Annotated in this window: 15 protein-coding genes; all 15 read left to right on the plus strand. The window is 69.9% G+C overall.

Annotated features, from left to right (window positions below; translation table 11 throughout):
• Positions 1–97 precede the first annotated feature (97 nt).
• The 15 genes from P7L68_RS03950 (at position 98) to P7L68_RS04020 (ending at position 14,355) form a co-directional block, all read left to right on the plus strand.
• On the plus strand, positions 98–1,075 hold the full coding sequence (locus P7L68_RS03950; RefSeq protein WP_371999905.1) for an NADH:flavin oxidoreductase: 978 nt from the start codon (positions 98–100) through the stop codon (positions 1,073–1,075).
• Positions 1,076–1,166: 91 nt separating this feature from the next.
• A complete protein-coding gene (locus tag P7L68_RS03955) occupies positions 1,167–2,039 on the plus strand; it encodes a GntR family transcriptional regulator (RefSeq protein WP_371999907.1) in 873 nt (290 codons plus the stop codon).
• A gap of 432 nt (positions 2,040–2,471) precedes the next feature.
• Complete coding sequence (locus P7L68_RS03960) at positions 2,472–3,695, plus strand: ABC transporter substrate-binding protein (RefSeq protein WP_371999908.1); 1,224 nt, start codon at positions 2,472–2,474, stop codon at positions 3,693–3,695.
• Between the two features lie 72 nt (positions 3,696–3,767).
• A complete protein-coding gene (locus P7L68_RS03965) occupies positions 3,768–4,640 on the plus strand; it encodes a branched-chain amino acid ABC transporter permease (RefSeq protein WP_062765764.1) in 873 nt (290 codons plus the stop codon).
• Positions 4,640–5,623 (plus strand): branched-chain amino acid ABC transporter permease, encoded by a 984-nt coding sequence (locus tag P7L68_RS03970; protein ID WP_371999910.1) that lies wholly within the window; start codon positions 4,640–4,642, stop codon positions 5,621–5,623. Before P7L68_RS03965 ends, P7L68_RS03970 begins: the two co-directional genes overlap by 1 nt.
• Positions 5,623–6,366, plus strand: a complete 744-nt coding sequence (locus tag P7L68_RS03975; protein WP_371999911.1) for an ABC transporter ATP-binding protein — start codon at positions 5,623–5,625, stop codon at positions 6,364–6,366. Before P7L68_RS03970 ends, P7L68_RS03975 begins: the two co-directional genes overlap by 1 nt.
• A 14-nt stretch (positions 6,367–6,380) precedes the next feature.
• Positions 6,381–7,082, plus strand: a complete 702-nt coding sequence (locus tag P7L68_RS03980; RefSeq protein ID WP_371999960.1) for an ABC transporter ATP-binding protein — start codon at positions 6,381–6,383, stop codon at positions 7,080–7,082.
• 13 nt (positions 7,083–7,095) lie between these two features.
• Positions 7,096–8,514 (plus strand): MmgE/PrpD family protein, encoded by a 1,419-nt coding sequence (locus P7L68_RS03985; RefSeq protein ID WP_371999912.1) that lies wholly within the window; start codon positions 7,096–7,098, stop codon positions 8,512–8,514.
• A gap of 1 nt (position 8,515) precedes the next feature.
• Positions 8,516–9,394, plus strand: coding sequence for an oxaloacetate decarboxylase (locus P7L68_RS03990; RefSeq protein WP_371999913.1), 879 nt, complete (start codon positions 8,516–8,518; stop codon positions 9,392–9,394).
• A gap of 45 nt (positions 9,395–9,439) precedes the next feature.
• Entirely contained in the window at positions 9,440–9,931 is a 492-nt protein-coding gene (locus P7L68_RS03995) for a 4-oxalocrotonate tautomerase family protein (RefSeq protein ID WP_371999915.1), read from the plus strand.
• Complete coding sequence (locus P7L68_RS04000; protein ID WP_371999917.1) at positions 9,928–11,298, plus strand: FAD-dependent oxidoreductase; 1,371 nt, start codon at positions 9,928–9,930, stop codon at positions 11,296–11,298. Before P7L68_RS03995 ends, P7L68_RS04000 begins: the two co-directional genes overlap by 4 nt.
• Positions 11,299–11,317: 19 nt before the next feature.
• On the plus strand, positions 11,318–12,076 hold the full coding sequence (locus P7L68_RS04005; protein WP_371999918.1) for an aspartate/glutamate racemase family protein: 759 nt from the start codon (positions 11,318–11,320) through the stop codon (positions 12,074–12,076).
• 14 nt (positions 12,077–12,090) lie between these two features.
• On the plus strand, positions 12,091–12,774 hold the full coding sequence (locus tag P7L68_RS04010) for an aspartate/glutamate racemase family protein (RefSeq protein ID WP_371999919.1): 684 nt from the start codon (positions 12,091–12,093) through the stop codon (positions 12,772–12,774).
• Positions 12,771–14,117 (plus strand): MmgE/PrpD family protein, encoded by a 1,347-nt coding sequence (locus P7L68_RS04015; protein WP_371999921.1) that lies wholly within the window; start codon positions 12,771–12,773, stop codon positions 14,115–14,117. Before P7L68_RS04010 ends, P7L68_RS04015 begins: the two co-directional genes overlap by 4 nt.
• An 82-nt stretch (positions 14,118–14,199) precedes the next feature.
• Positions 14,200–14,355, plus strand: a complete 156-nt coding sequence (locus P7L68_RS04020) for a hypothetical protein (RefSeq protein ID WP_371999922.1) — start codon at positions 14,200–14,202, stop codon at positions 14,353–14,355.
• Positions 14,356–14,359 lie beyond the last annotated feature (4 nt).

Genomic DNA, 14,359 nt, shown 5'->3' on the forward strand with positions numbered 1-14,359 from the left:
GACGGAGTGTAATCTGTATCAGATCTAATACAAGATTTGTCATACGTGGGTAAAGCGTCGTAGGCTTGACCGCAGACAGACAGGCCCGGGAGGACGGATGGACGGGAGTTTGGCCTTTACGCCGGTCAGGCTGGGCGCGCTTCGGCTGAAGAACCGGATCGTGCTGCCGCCGATGCAGCAGTATCAGGGCACGGCCGAAGGTTTCGCCACCGCCTATCACCTGCATCACTATGCCCGCCGCGCCCGGGGCGGGGTGGGGCTGGTGATCCTGGAATCGACCGCCATCGCCGCGGAAGGCCGGCTGATGGCCGACGATATCGGCATCTTCACCGAGGCGCATGTCCCGCCGCTGGCGGCGATCGCAGGCGCGGTCAAGGCCGAGGGCGTGCCGGTGATGGTGCAGCTGAGCCATGGCGGGCGGAAGTCGCGGCCGCAGGGCGGCGGCCGGCTGCTTGCGCCATCGGCCATCCGCTACACGGCCGATGACGGCATGCCGGAGGCGATGACCGCCGATGACATCGCCCGGGTGGTCGCAGCCTTCGCCACCGCGGCAGAGCGCGCCCTGGCGGCGGGGTTCGATGGCATCGAACTGCATGCCGCCCATGGCTATCTGCTGCACCAGTTCCTCTCCCCCCTGTCGAACCACCGCAACGACGGCTATGGCGGCGGCCCCGGGGGCCGCGTGCGGCTGCTGGCCGAGGTGCTGGCGGCCGTGCGCAGCGTGGCCGGGCCGGAGGTGCCGGTCACCATCCGGGTCTCGGCCGCGGATTACGACCCGGGCGGGCTGACGGCCGCAGAGGTGGCGGAGATGCTGGCCGGGCTGGTGGGGCAGGGGCTCGACGGTGTTCATGTCTCGTCCGGCGGGTTGACCCCGACACCGCCGCCGGAGACCGGCCCCGGCTATCAGCTGGGCTTCGCCCGCGAGATCCGTGAACGCACCGGTCTGCCGGTGATCGGCGTCGGCAACATCCGCGGCCGGGCGCAGGTGGAGGCGGCCCTCCAGGGCGGCCTGGCCGATCTGGTCGCGATCGGCCGGCCGCTGCTGGTCCATCCCGATCTGGCGCGGGTGTTGTGAGCCGCCTTGCCGAGCAGGCTTGACAAGCCGTGGCCGGCGGTTCGAATAATACAGGCAGCTGTATCACAGATGGGACAGGAGAGGGGGCCGCATGGCGGGGGTCGAGCCGTTGAAGGCACGCAGGCTCTACCTGCTGCTGCGTGACCGTATCATCAGCGGCGAGGACCGTCCGCAGAGCCGCCTGCCCAGCGAGCCGATGCTGGCCGAACAGCATGGCGTGTCACGGGTGACCGTGCGCCGGGCGCTCGACAAGCTGGCCGGCGAAGGGCTGATCGAGCGGCGGCCCGGATCGGGCACCTTCGTGGCGGGGCGGCGGACCGAGGCGCCGGTGACCGCCGATTTTTCCAACCTGCTGACGCATCTGGTCGAGATGGGCCGGCGGACCGAGGTCCGGCTGCTGTCCTTCGGCTATGTGACGCCGCCGCCGGCGGTAGCCGAGGCGCTGGGCCTGGCGGCGGGAGAGCGGGTGCAGCGCGCGGTGCGTCTGCGCCTGATCGACGGCACGCCGTTTTCGTATCTGATCACCCATGTGCCCGAGCGGATCGGCGTGTCCTATTCCGAGGCCGAGATGGCTTCCACGCCGCTGCTGGAACTGCTGGAACGTTCCGGCATCGTGGCCGACCGCGCCAGCCAGACCATCGGTGCCGCCCTGGCCGGGCCCGACCTCGCCGAGGCGCTGGGGCTGGAAATCGGTGCGGCGCTGCTGTCGATGACCCGCGTGGTGCAGGGCGTCGACGGCGAGGGCATCGAACATCTGCACGCCTTCTACCGGCCCGATCTCTATTCCTTCCGGATGGATCTGGTGCGCACCGGGCCGGGGGATGCCCGGTCGTGGACACCGGTCGGGCCGGCCCGCAAGGGCGCCATGCGAACCCGCCAGGCCGCGGCGCGCACGGAGACCGAACCCCATCAGCGGCGGAGCACGGTGCGGCGGGGGAGCACGCCGCGCAAGAAGACGCCGTAGGAAGACGACGCCGTACAGAATGCCCGGCGCTGCATCGCGCCGGATGTCCGTCGCCGTCGCGGCCCCGTATTCGCCTGTCGTCTGTACCGTCATCCCGGCGGAGGCCGGGATCCAGGTAGGTAGCTGCGGGAATGAACGAGGTTCACGTGTGAAGGCCGTCATGCCGGGCTACGCCATGCATGCCGGCATCCCGGCCATTGCCAGGATATTCGCCGCTCTTCGCGCGGAGATGAACCTGGATCCCGGCCTTCGCCGGGATGACGGTGGAGGCGGTGTATGCACGGCATGGTGAGGGCACGGCCCGACAATGACTGCGGGGCACGCTGAAGCGCGAGGATATGCCCACCGGGGCAGGGACAAGACCCCGGACCGGGACAAAGAACAATGACAGCGGCCGACGGTGGGACGACGGCCGGCAGAGGAGGCACGATCATGACCTTGTTCGACAAAACGATCAGCCGCCGCACCGCGCTGAAGGGCGGCATGGCCGCGGCGGCGGTGATGGCGGCACCGGCGGTGCTGCGCGCCGCCCAGCCGCCGGCGGTGAAGATCGGCGTGCTGCAGCCGGTGACCGGCGCGCTGGCGATGGATGGCGAATTCGGCCGCACCGGCGCGGAACTCGCCATTGCCGACATCAACGCCTCGGGCGGCATCAGGTCGCTGGGGGGTGCGAAGATCGAAATGGTCTTCGGCGATGCGCGATCGAACCCTGAAGTGGGCGTGCAGGAAGTGGAGCGGATGCAGAGCGAGGGCGTGGCCGCCGTCGTCGGCGGCTTCGCGAGCCCGATCTGTCTGGCCACCACCCAGGCGGCGGCACGCTACGATCTGCCCTATATCGTCGATGTCGGCGTGTCGGACCAGATCATCAGCCGCGGCCTGACCAATACCTTCCGCTTCGCGCCCGGTTTCGGCATCTGCACCCGCACCGCAATCGAAAATCTGGTGCGGATCAACAACGCCGCCGGCCGCCCGGCCAAGACCGTGGCGCTGGTGCATGAAGACGGGCTGTTCGGCTCGGGCCTGGCCAAGCTGATGCAGACCGAGCTGCCCAAATACGGCTTCGAGATCCTTGAGACCATCGCGGTGCCGACGCCGTCGCGCGATCTTTCCAATGTCGTGCTGCGGCTGCGCTCGCTGCGTCCGGATCTGGTGATCCCCAGCACCTATTACGGCGAAACCGTGCTTCTGGCGCGGACCATGCAGCAGCAGCGCGTGCGGCCCAAGGCCATCTATGCGGTGGTCAATGGTGCGGCGTCGAACATGCGCTTCGTGAAGGAATTCCCCGAAGCGGCCGAGAACATCATGGACGTGAACCACTGGCACGATCCGCGCAACCCGAAGAACGCCGCGCTGCAGAAGCGGGTGCTGGATGCCGGCAAGCAGTGGAACTACAACACGCCGCTCAACTATTCCTGCATGATGCTGCTGGCCGATGCGATCGAGCGCGCGGCGAGCGCCGATCGCACGAAGATCATCGAGGCGCTGGCATCCTCCACCTTCTCGGATCACCTGATGCCCTATGGTCCGACGAAGTTCGAGGGCGGGCAGAACCAGGGGGCGGCCCCGGTGTCGACCCAGGTGCAGAAATCCGAGATCCGGGTGGTCTATCCCGAGAGCTTCGCGGACGCCAAGCCGATCTTCCCTGTCGAGAGCTGATCCGGGCGACCGGGCGGCGCCGGGCCCGCGCCCGCGCCGCCCCGGTCCCCGTTTGCCGAAACGGATCGCACGATGTACTCCCTTCCCATCGTCGCGGAAGCCATGCTGAACGGGCTTCTGACCGGTGCGGTCTATGCGCTCATCGCGCTGGGTCTGACGCTGGTGTATGGTGTTTTGCACATCATCAATTTTGCGCATGGCGCCCTGCTGACCTGCGCGATGTTCGCCGTCTGGCTGGTCTATACCGCCTTCGGCCTGGATCCCTATCTTGCGATCCTGCCGCTGACGCTGGTGTTCTTCGCCATCGGCTACGGCGTGCAGCGCTTCATCATCGGGCCGGCCGCTCATGGCGACGACGGCAATATCCTGCTGGTGACGCTGGGCCTGTCGATCGTGATCGAAAACGTGCTGCTCGCGGTCTTCCAGTCGGATACCCGGTCGCTGTCCACCGATTATTCCTTCCAGGTGGTCGAACTCGGGCCGCTGCTGATCTCTCAGGCCCGGCTTTACGGCTTTGCCGGTGCTGTGGTGGTGAGCGCGCTGCTCTGGCTGCTGCTGGCGCGCACCGATACCGGCAAGGCGATCCGCGCGGTGGCGAAAGAGAAGCTGGGCGCGCGGCTGGTGGGCATCAATGTCGCCCATGTCTTCGCCGTCACCTTCGGCCTGGGCTGCGCCACGCTCGCCATCGCCGCCTGCCTGCTGATGCCGACCTTCTATGTCAACCCGCGTGTCGGCGGTGCCTTCGTGCTGGTCGCTTTCACCATCGTGGTGCTGGGCGGCATGGGCTCGATCACCGGTGCGCTGATCGGCGGCCTGTTCATCGGCGTGGTCGAAAGCCTGTGCGGGCTGTATCTGGGCGAAAGCCTGGGCCAGATCGGCATCTTCCTGATCTTCATCCTGGTGTTGCTGTTCCGGCCCACCGGTCTGTTCGGAGCACGGGCGTGATGCGACGCGGCTATCTTCCCATCGCCCTGATCCTGGTGGTGCTGGCGGCCCTGCCGCTGGTGGTGACCTCCAACGTCGTCCTCAACTTCGTCGTCTTCGTGCTGATCATCACCCTGGTGGCGCAGGGCTGGAACCTGCTGGGCGGTACCGGCGGGCAGTCATCCTTCGGTCATGCCGCCTTCTTCGGCACCGGCGCCTATGCCTCGGCCATCCTCCAGACCCGCTATGGCGTGAATGCCTGGGCGGCGATGGCGGCGGGTGTGGCAGCCGGCGCCGTGGTCGGCCGGGTGATCGGCTATCTGGCCTTCCGCGCCGGGTTGCGCGGCTCTTACTTCGCGCTGGTGACGCTGGCCTTCGCCGAGGTGCTGCGCATTCTGGCCAATGCCTCGGGCTTCACCAATGGTGCGGCCGGCCTGCTGCTGAAGCTGGATGTCGGCTTCTGGAACATGCAGTTCAGCAGCCGCGGCGCCTTTCTGTGGCTGGCGCTGGTCTTCGTGGCGGCCGGTCTGGTGATCTGCCAGATGATCGCCAATTCCCGCTTCGGCGCGCAGCTGGTGGCGGTGCGCGAGAACGAGGAAGCGGCGAGGGCGCTGGGCGTCGACGTGCTGGCGGTGAAGCTGCGGGCGATCACGGTCTCGGGCGCGCTGACCGCGGCCGCGGGCTGCCTTTATCTGCAGTATTTCCTCTATATCGACGCCAACATCGCCTACGGGCTGTGGATCTCGGTCGAGGCCCTGCTCGCCCCCATGGTCGGCGGCCGCGGGCTGGTGCTGGGGCCGATCATCGGTGCCTTCACCCTGCACGGGCTGGGTGAGGCGACCAAGATGTTCACCGGCCGGGTGCCGGGCATCGATCTGGCGGTTTATGGCGCGGTGCTGGTGCTGGTGGTCGCCTTTGCCCCGGGGGGCGTGCTGGGGCTGCTGCGCAGGCTGCGGCCGGGCGGCCGCGGCCCGGGCAATGGACGTGGCGGGGAGGGCGCGTGATGCTGGAGGTTCATGACATCACCATGCGCTTCGGCGGGCTGACCGCCGTGGGCGGCGCTTCGCTGAAGGTCGATCCCGGCCGGATCGTCGGGCTGATCGGACCGAACGGCGCCGGCAAGACCACGCTGTTCGCGATCATCGCCGGCTTCCTGACCCCCACCGCCGGCCGGGTGGTGCTGGACGGGCGCGACATCACCGGGCGTCCTGCGCACGAACGTGCGAAGCTTGGCATTGCCCGCACCTTCCAGATCGTCCAGCCCTTCGCCGGGCTGAATGTGCGCGAGAACATCGCCGTCGGCGCCTATCTGCGGCATCCGGCGGCCGCCGAGGCCCATGCCAGGGCCGAGGCCGTCGCCCGCCGGGTGGGTCTGGGCGAGGATCTGGACAAGCCGGCATCGAGCCTGACGGTCGCCGGGCGCAAGCGGCTGGAACTGGCCCGGGCATTGGCGACAGAGCCGCGGCTGCTGCTGCTGGACGAGGTGCTGGCCGGGCTGAACCCGTCGGAGATCCGCGACATCGTGCCGGTGATCCGCGCGATCCGCGATGGCGGCATCACGATCCTGATGATCGAGCATGTGATGCAGGCGGTGATGAATCTGTGCGACGAGGTCTATGTGCTGGCCCAGGGCGAGATGATCGCAGAGGGCACGCCGCGCGAGGTCTGCGTCGATCCGAAGGTGATCGAGGCCTATCTGGGCCGGGGCGCGGCCGAGCGGCTGAAGGCGGAAGGGGCGCGGCCATGACCGGGGTGCAATACGTGCTGGAGGTCGCCGGCCTGAAGGCCGGTTACGGCGGGGTCGAAGTGCTGCGCGGCATCGATCTGGCGGTGGGCGCCGGCGAGATCGTGGCGGTGCTGGGGTCGAACGGTGTCGGCAAGACCACGATCAACAAGGTGCTCTCGGGCGTGCTGCCGGCGCGCGCGGGCAGCATCACCTTCGAGGGCCGGCGGCTGGATGGCGTGGATGCGGCGGCGATCGTCGCGGCCGGGCTGATCCAGGTGCCCGAGGGCCGGAAGATCTTTCCGAACCTGGACATCCAGGAAAACCTGGAACTCGGCAGCTACCGCCGGGCGCGGAAGAACCGGGCGCGCAATCTGGAGCGGGTCTACGAGACCTTCCCGCGGCTGCGCGAACGCCGGAGCCAGGCGGCCGGCACGCTGTCGGGCGGCGAGCAGCAGATGCTCGCCATCGGCCGCGGCATGATGGCCGAGCCGCGGCTGCTGATCCTGGACGAGCCGTCGCTGGGCCTGTCGCCGCTGCTGGTCGAGGAAATGTTCACCCTGATCCGCCGGCTGAACGCCGACGGCATGCCGATCATGCTGGTGGAGCAGAATGTGGTGCAGTCGCTGGAGATCGCGAGCCGTGCCTACATCATCGAGAACGGGCTGGTGACCATGTCGGGGCCGGCGGCCGAGATTGCCGCCGATCCCGAACTGCGCCGCGCCTATCTCGGCCTCTGAGGAGCAGCCCCCCATGGCCATCGTCACCCCTGATGTCGTGCCGGCCTCGGTCCTGCTGGCCGAGCCGCGGCCGGCCTGGCTCAAGACTTTCGCCGAGGCGGCGACCGGCATCCGCTTCGGCGATTTCGACGCCGAACTCTCGGCCCAGGCGCGGCTGGTGGTGCTGGACTGCCTGGGCGCCATCGCCGCCGGCATGCAGGAGCCCGAGATGCGGGCGCTGACCGCCCGCCTGGCCCGCCGCGGCGGCACGGTCACGGCGCCGGCCGTGGGCGCGGGGCTTGCCCTGCGCGCCGATGATGCGGCACTCGCCAACGGCATCGCCGGCACCATGCTGGAGCTGGACGAGGGCAATTCCTTCGCCCGCGGCCATCCGGGCATTCATGTGCTGCCGGCCCTGCTGGCGGTGCGGCCGCTGGCCCGGGTGTCGGGCCCCGATTTCCTGCACGCCTTCGTTTTCGGCTACGAGGCCGGCGCCCGGATCGGCGCCGCGGCCCGGCTGCGCAACGCGCTGCACCCCCACGGCACCTGGGGCACGGTGGGGGCGGCCGTGGGTGCCGCCCTGCTGGACGGTGCCGGTGTCGAAGAGGTGATCGGGGCGATCAATGTCTCGTCCAGCCTGTCGGTGGGCTCCAGCCTCAGGACGATGCTGGAGGGGGCAACGGTGCGCAACGCCTATGCCGGCCTGTCGGCGCGCAACGGCCTGACCGCCTGGGATCTTGTCCGTGCCGGCTTCACCGGCGAGACCGACGGCGTGCGCAGCGTGTATGGCGGCGTGCTGGCCGAAGGCTTCCAGCCCGACGAGATGGTGGCGGAACTGGGCACGCGCTGGGAAATCCGCCGCAACTACTTCAAGCGCCATGCCGCCTGCCGCTTCACCCATGCCGCCCTGGATGTGGTGGCGCGGCTGATCGAGGCGCATGGCCCGATCCCGCCCGAGGCCGTCGCCGGGGTGGAGGTGGTGACCTATGTCTGGGCGGCGCAGCTGGACGGCGCCCGGCCCGACAACATGCTGGCGGCCAAGTTCTCGGTGCCGTTTGCGGTGGCAACCATGCTGGCCCATGGGGCGGCGAGCGTGCCGGCCTTCCGCGCGCCGGCGCTTGCCGATCCGCGGATCCTGGATCTGGCCGGGCGGGTGACGGTGGACGAGGACCCGGCGATGACCGCCATGCTGCCCGACAGGCGCCCGGCGCGGGTGACCATCCGCCTGACCGACGGCCGGGTGCTGACGGGTGAAACCTTCACCAATCGCGGCGATGCCGTCGACCCCTACGGGCCCGACGAGGTGGTCGCGAAATTCATGGACCTGGCCACGCCCGTCTGGGGCGCGGCCCATGCCACCCGCATCAGGGAGGCGGTCGACGGCCTGGACCGGGCCGCCGATCTTGCGGATCTGGATGCGCTGCTCAAAGAGCCGGCGCGCGAGGAACAGTGAAATGAGCCTGAAACAGAGACTGACGACCGCCGCCCCCGTGGTCGCCCCCGGCGTCTATGATGCGCTGACCGCATCGATCGCAACCGCCGCCGGGTTCGAGGCGCTGTACCTGTCGGGTGCGGCGATCGCCTATACCCGCCTCGGCCGGCCCGATATCGGGCTGGTGTCGATGAGCGAGGTGGCCGAGGTCGTCACCCTGGTGCGCGACCGCGTGCCGACGCCGCTGATCGTGGATGCCGATAACGGCTATGGCAATGCGCTGAACGTGCAGCGCACCGTGCGCCTGTTCGAACGCGCGGGCGCGACCGCCATCCAGCTGGAAGACCAGACCCTGCCCAAGCGCTGCGGCCATCTTCAGGACAAAACCCTGATCGGCGCCGCCGAGATGGCGGGCAAGGTGAAAGCCGCGGTCGATGCGCGGCAGAGCGACGAAACCCTGATCGTGGCCCGCACCGATGCGGTGGCGGTGGAAGGCTTCGAGCGCGCCATCGACCGCGCCCATCTCTATGCCGAAGCCGGCGCGGACGTGCTGTTCGTCGAGGCCCCGCGCTCGCGCGAACAGCTGGTGGCGGTGACCCGGTCGCTGGGCGGCCGGCTGCCCTTGCTGGTGAACATGGTCGAAGGCGGCGACACGCCGCTCGCCAGCGCCGACGATCTGGGCGCGCTGGGGTTCAGGATCGTGATCTTCCCGGGCGGTATCGTCCGCGCCCTGGCCCATACCGCCCAGGCCTATTACCGCTCGCTGAAGGCCAACGGCACCAACCAGCCGTTCAAGGACCGGATGTTCGACTTCAATGCCCTCAATGCCCTGATCGGCACGCCCGAGATGCTGGCGCTGGGGCGGAGCTATGAAGAACCGGATGAAGGGGCGGCGGCGTAACCCGCGCGTCGGTTCCTGCCGGAGAGAAACCAGGGAGACAGGCCCATGCCGGTCGTCGAGACCACCGTTATCGAAGGCTATGACGACGCCACCAAGGCCCGGCTGCTGAAGGGCATGACCCGGGTGGTGCGGTCGGTGATGGCCGCGCCGCCGGATGGGGTGGTGACCATCCTGCGCGAGGTGGCCGCCAGTTCCTATGCCCGCGGCGGGGTGTCGCGCGTGCCGGGGCCGCCGCTGCCGCCGGCCGCGGAGCTTGCCGAGGCGCTGGCCGCGGCACTCGGCCGGGGGGATGTGGCGGCAGCCGCGCCGCTGGTCGCCGACGGATTCGTGGCGGTGACGGCAGAGGGGGCGCGGCTGGATCTGGCGGCGGCGGCCGCGGCCGATGCCGAAGCCGGCCGGCGCTATGACGGTTTCGTCGAGGCGCTGACCGATGACGGCAGCCTGGTCTTCGGCCACGGCCATCTGGCGGATGGCCGGCGCTTCATCGATCGTTTTCGTCTGGCCGGGCCGGTGATCGCCGACCGCGAGAGCTGGTGAGCGCGGTGGGCGCCGGTGCCGATCCGGTCGTCGTTGTCGGGGCCGGTGCCGCCGGCCTGACCGCAGCCCTTGCCGCCCGCGATGCCGGGGCACCGGTGGTGGTGCTGGAACGCGATGCGGTGCCGGCCGGCAATACCGCGCGCACACTCGGCATGCTGCCCGGCGCCGGCACCCGCTTCCAGCGGGCGGCCGGCATCCAGGATGATGCAGAGCTGTTCCTGGCCGACATTCTGGCCAAGGCCAAGGGCCGGACCGATGTCGATCTGGCCCGGGCGATCACCCGGGCCTCGGGCCCCGCGGTGGACTGGCTGGCGGACCGCCATGGTGTCGCCTTCGAGTTGCTGGACGACATCCTCTATCCCGGCCATTCGCGCCATCGCTACCACGTGCCGCCCGGGCGCACCGGCACCGCCTTCATGGCCGATCTGCTGGCAGCGGCCGATCGGGCCGGCGTGCGGCTGATCACGCATGCCACGGTCGAGGCACCGGGCCTGGATGCGGCCGGCCGGGTGACCGGGGTGGTCTGGTGCGACGATGCCGGGCGGCGGCATCACACGGGCTGCCGGGCGCTGGTGCTGGCAAGCGGCGGCTATGGCGCGGATCCCGAGGCCGTCGCCCGATACATTCCCGAAATGGCGGGCGCCGTTCATGGCGGCCATCACGGCAGCCGTGGCGACGCCCTGCGCTGGGGCGAGATGCTGGGCGCCGCCATGGTCGATCTGGGCGGTTATCAGGGCCATTGCGTCGCCGACGGGCCCGATCTGCCGCTGACCTGGGCGCTGATCATCCGCGGCGGGTTTCAGGTTGCGGCCGACGGCCGGCGGTTTTCCAACGAGATGCGCGGTTATTCCGAACAGGCCCATGCCGTGGCGGGGCAGCCGGGCGGGGTGGCCTGGACGATCTACGACCGGCGCTGCGAGGAACCGGCGCTGACCTTCCGCGACTATCATCGCGTGCTGGAGAGCGGCGTGGTGGCCACGGGCGACACGGTGGACGACCTCGCCCGGGCCTGCGGCCTGCCGGTGGGCGCCCTGGCCGAAACGCTGGCCGAGGTGCAGGCAGCGACCGGGGGCCGCACCCCCGACCGTTTCGGCCGGGTTTTCGACGGCACACCGCCCTTGCAGCCGCCCTTCCGGGCGGTGCGGGTCAAGGGGGCGCTGTTCCACACCCAGGGCGGGCTGGCCATCAATGCCCGGGCGCAGGTGCTGGACCGGGCGGGCCGGCCGCTGCCCGGGCTTTACGCGGCGGGCGGTGCGGCGCGGGGCCTCTCCGGCCCTGCATCCTGGGGTTATTTGGGTGGCAATGGACTGCTGACTGCGGTTGTGCCAGGCCGTTTCGCCGGCACCGCGGCCGCCGCGGCATCTTGAAATGCAGGGAGCCGAAATCATGGCCAGGGTTCTGGTGATCGTGCCGTTTCCGATGGATGCGGACAATCTGGAGATGCGCCGCGCCCAGCTGCGCTCGGTGCGGCTGGGGCCGGGGATGGATTTCGATTTCCGCCCGGTCCGGATCGCGCCGGTCAATTATGTCAGCCAGCAGGATTCGGTCCTGTCGGATGTGGGCATTCTGGAGGCGGGCATCCGCGCCCAGGCCGAGGGCTATGACGCCGTCTGCATCGACACCGTCAGCGATGGCGGCATGGCGCCGCTGCGCTCGGTGCTCGACATTCCGGTGATCGGTGCCGGCCGCCATGCCATGCTGACCGCGCTGATGCTGGGCGACCGGTTCTCCATCCTCGCCATGTGGGATCGCTGGCGGCACCTCTATACCAAGACGCTGGCGGAGCTGGGGCTGGGGGCGAAATGCGCCTCGCTGCGCTCGGCCGATCTTCAGCCCGACAATCAGAGCCTGATGGCGGGCAAGGAAGAGGCGTTCTTTCCGGCGCTTCATGCCGCGGCGCTGCGCTGCGTGGAAGAGGACGGCGCCGATGTCATCGTGCTGGGCTCCACCACCATGCATCAGGCCCATGCCTATCTGGCCGAACGCCTGCCGGTGCCGGTGATCAACCCCGGCCCGCTGACCTACCGGCTGGCCGAGATCGCCATCCGCCAGAAGCTTACCCACAGCCGGGCGAGCTACCCCCACCCTGCCGCCCCGGCCGAGGCGGCGCTGGCCGCGATGGGTGCGGCGGCGACGCGGCTTTGACAGGGAGAGACCGGATGTCCCGGATTCTGATGATCTTCACCGCCCACCATCCCGCGCCCGAGAGTGCCGAGGCGGAGGTGGTGGCGCTGACGGCACCCGGTCTGCCGGCCTGGCTGATCAGCGCCCATGACTGGACGCTCGCCGATCTGGCGGTGCTGGCGACCGGCCAGGATGCCGCTCGGCAGGGCTATGCCGCGGTCTGTGTCGCCGATCCCGGCGATTACGGGGCGAATGCGCTCCGCTCGGTGCTGGATGTGCCGGTGGTGGGGGCCGGGCGGAGTGCGCTGCTTTATGCCCTGACGCTGGGGGCCTGCTTCGGCGTGCTTGCCCCCACCGGCGGCTATGCCCGGGCGAAAAAGCTGGTGCAGGAATACGGGCTGGCCGCGCAATGCACGGGCGTGCGGCAGATCGGGGAGGAGGGCGACCGCGAGGCGGCAGTTCTGGCCGCGGCGCGGGCCGCCATCACCGAGGATGGTGCCGAGGTGCTGGTGCTGTGGCAGCCGCTGGCGGCGGCCGAGACCGCGCGGCTGGCGGCGGCGCTGCCGGTGCCGCTGATCGAGCCCGCCAGCCTGTCGCTGCGGCTGGCCGAGGCCTTTCTGGGGCTGGGCCTGGCCCAGAGCCGGCGGACCTGGCCGATGCCGCAGGTCGCCAAACCCGATCTGATCGCGGCCCTGGTGGCCGCAGGGGCGGGCGCATGACCCCGGCGGCACCGGTTCTGACCGACCCTTCTGAAACCGCCCATGCGCTGGCCCGGCTGGCGCTGTCGGTGCGGCTGGACGATCTGCCCGACGAGGTGGTGGCCCAGGCGAAGCGGATCCTGCGCGACACGGTGGGGGTGATGCTGGGCGGGGCGGCCCTGCCCGAGATCCGCAATCTGGCCGCCATCGCCCCCGGGCTTGCCGCGGGCGGCGCCTCGCTGTTCGGCACCGGCACCCGGGCGGCGGCGCATATGGCGGCGCTGGTCAATGGCACCGGCGGGGTGTCGCTGGAACTGGACGAGGGCAACCAGTTCGCCGTCAACCATCCGGGCGTGCACATCATTCCGGCGCTCTGGGCGCTGGCCGAGGAAGAGGGGGCATCCGGGGCCGCCCTGCTCGAAGCCCTGGTGGCCGGCTACGAGATCGCGGTGCGGGTGGGGGCGGCCACGAGGCTGCGCGGGCCGGTGCATCCCTTCGGAACCCATACCATCATCGGCACCGCCGTGGGGGCGGCACGGCTGCTGGGCTTTGATGCGGCACTCACCGCGCGCAGCATCGAACTGGCCGCGGGGCTGCCGATCGCCTCGTCGCAGATGGCGGCCAATTCCGGCGCCTCGGTGCGCAACCTCTTCACCGGCTTCACCAATCACAACGGGCTGCTGGCGGCGAAGCTTGCCCGCGCCGGTTTCTGCGGCGAGCCGGGGGCGCTGGAAACCGTGTTCGGCCGGATCCTGGGCGAGCGGTTCGAGATGGCGGTAGAAGAGCGGATCGACGATTTCTACCTCACCCGCAACTATTTCAAGATCTATGCCTGCAGCCGCTGGAACCACGCCCCGATCGAGGCGGCGCGCGATCTGCGCACGGCCCATGGGCTGACGCCTGCGATGATCGACCGGGTGATCGTCCACACCTATGACCCGGCCACCCGGCTGGGCGGCGGCCGGGTGGCCAATGCCTATGCGGCGAAGCATTCGATCCCGTTCAACGTGGCAGCACAGCTGATGCACGGCAGCAATGATGTCGGGGTCTACAACGAGGCCGTGGTCCATGATCCGGCCCTGGTCGATCTGGTGGCGCGGGTGACGGTGCGCGAGGATCCGGCGCTGACGGCGCTGCTGCCGGGGGTGCGGGCGGCCCGGGTGGAGATCGGCCTGCGCGACGGCCGGGTGGTCTCGGCACAATCCGACACCCCGATCGGCGGCTTCGACAACCCGCTGCCCGAGGCCGATCTGCGGGCCAAGTTCCGCCGGCTGGCGGGGTTCACGCTCGGCGAGGCCGCGATCGACGCCCTGGAAGCCGATCTTGCCCGGATCGAGAGGCTGGAGCGGATCGGGCCGGTCTGACCACATATCCCGGAAGATCCCGGAACCCGGGGCCGTCTGCGCGGTTTCTCTCTGGTGAGCCGTAACCGAGGAGACAGCCTGCATGGCGACCGATCCGCGCACCGACACGCCCCCGACCCCGTCGGCCGAGACCGCCCGTATGACGCCCCCCGCCTCGCCCCGCCGCAGGCGCGGGCTGATCTGGATCGGGCTGCTGGTGGTGGCGGTGGCCGTGGTGCTGGCCCTTGCGGTCTATTGATCGG

The organism is Tistrella mobilis (genome assembly GCF_041468085.1).
In the GTDB taxonomy this organism is placed as follows: domain Bacteria; phylum Pseudomonadota; class Alphaproteobacteria; order Tistrellales; family Tistrellaceae; genus Tistrella; species Tistrella mobilis_A.

Bases quoted from the DNA above. Each gene is read 5' to 3' on its own strand.
- P7L68_RS04010 (WP_371999919.1), top strand. From the start codon at position 12,091: ATGTCCCGGATTCTGATGATCTTCACCGCCCACCATCCCGCGCCCGAG.
- P7L68_RS03950 (WP_371999905.1), top strand. From the start codon at position 98: ATGGACGGGAGTTTGGCCTTTACGCCGGTCAGGCTGGGCGCGCTTCGG.
- P7L68_RS03990 (WP_371999913.1), top strand. From the start codon at position 8,516: ATGAGCCTGAAACAGAGACTGACGACCGCCGCCCCCGTGGTCGCCCCC.
- P7L68_RS03955 (WP_371999907.1), top strand. From the start codon at position 1,167: ATGGCGGGGGTCGAGCCGTTGAAGGCACGCAGGCTCTACCTGCTGCTG.
- P7L68_RS03995 (WP_371999915.1), top strand. From the start codon at position 9,440: ATGCCGGTCGTCGAGACCACCGTTATCGAAGGCTATGACGACGCCACC.
- P7L68_RS03965 (WP_062765764.1), top strand. From the start codon at position 3,768: ATGTACTCCCTTCCCATCGTCGCGGAAGCCATGCTGAACGGGCTTCTG.
- P7L68_RS03960 (WP_371999908.1), top strand. From the start codon at position 2,472: ATGACCTTGTTCGACAAAACGATCAGCCGCCGCACCGCGCTGAAGGGC.
- P7L68_RS04005 (WP_371999918.1), top strand. From the start codon at position 11,318: ATGGCCAGGGTTCTGGTGATCGTGCCGTTTCCGATGGATGCGGACAAT.
- P7L68_RS04015 (WP_371999921.1), top strand. From the start codon at position 12,771: ATGACCCCGGCGGCACCGGTTCTGACCGACCCTTCTGAAACCGCCCAT.
- P7L68_RS03970 (WP_371999910.1), top strand. From the start codon at position 4,640: ATGCGACGCGGCTATCTTCCCATCGCCCTGATCCTGGTGGTGCTGGCG.
- P7L68_RS04020 (WP_371999922.1), top strand. From the start codon at position 14,200: ATGGCGACCGATCCGCGCACCGACACGCCCCCGACCCCGTCGGCCGAG.
- P7L68_RS03985 (WP_371999912.1), top strand. From the start codon at position 7,096: ATGGCCATCGTCACCCCTGATGTCGTGCCGGCCTCGGTCCTGCTGGCC.
- P7L68_RS03975 (WP_371999911.1), top strand. From the start codon at position 5,623: ATGCTGGAGGTTCATGACATCACCATGCGCTTCGGCGGGCTGACCGCC.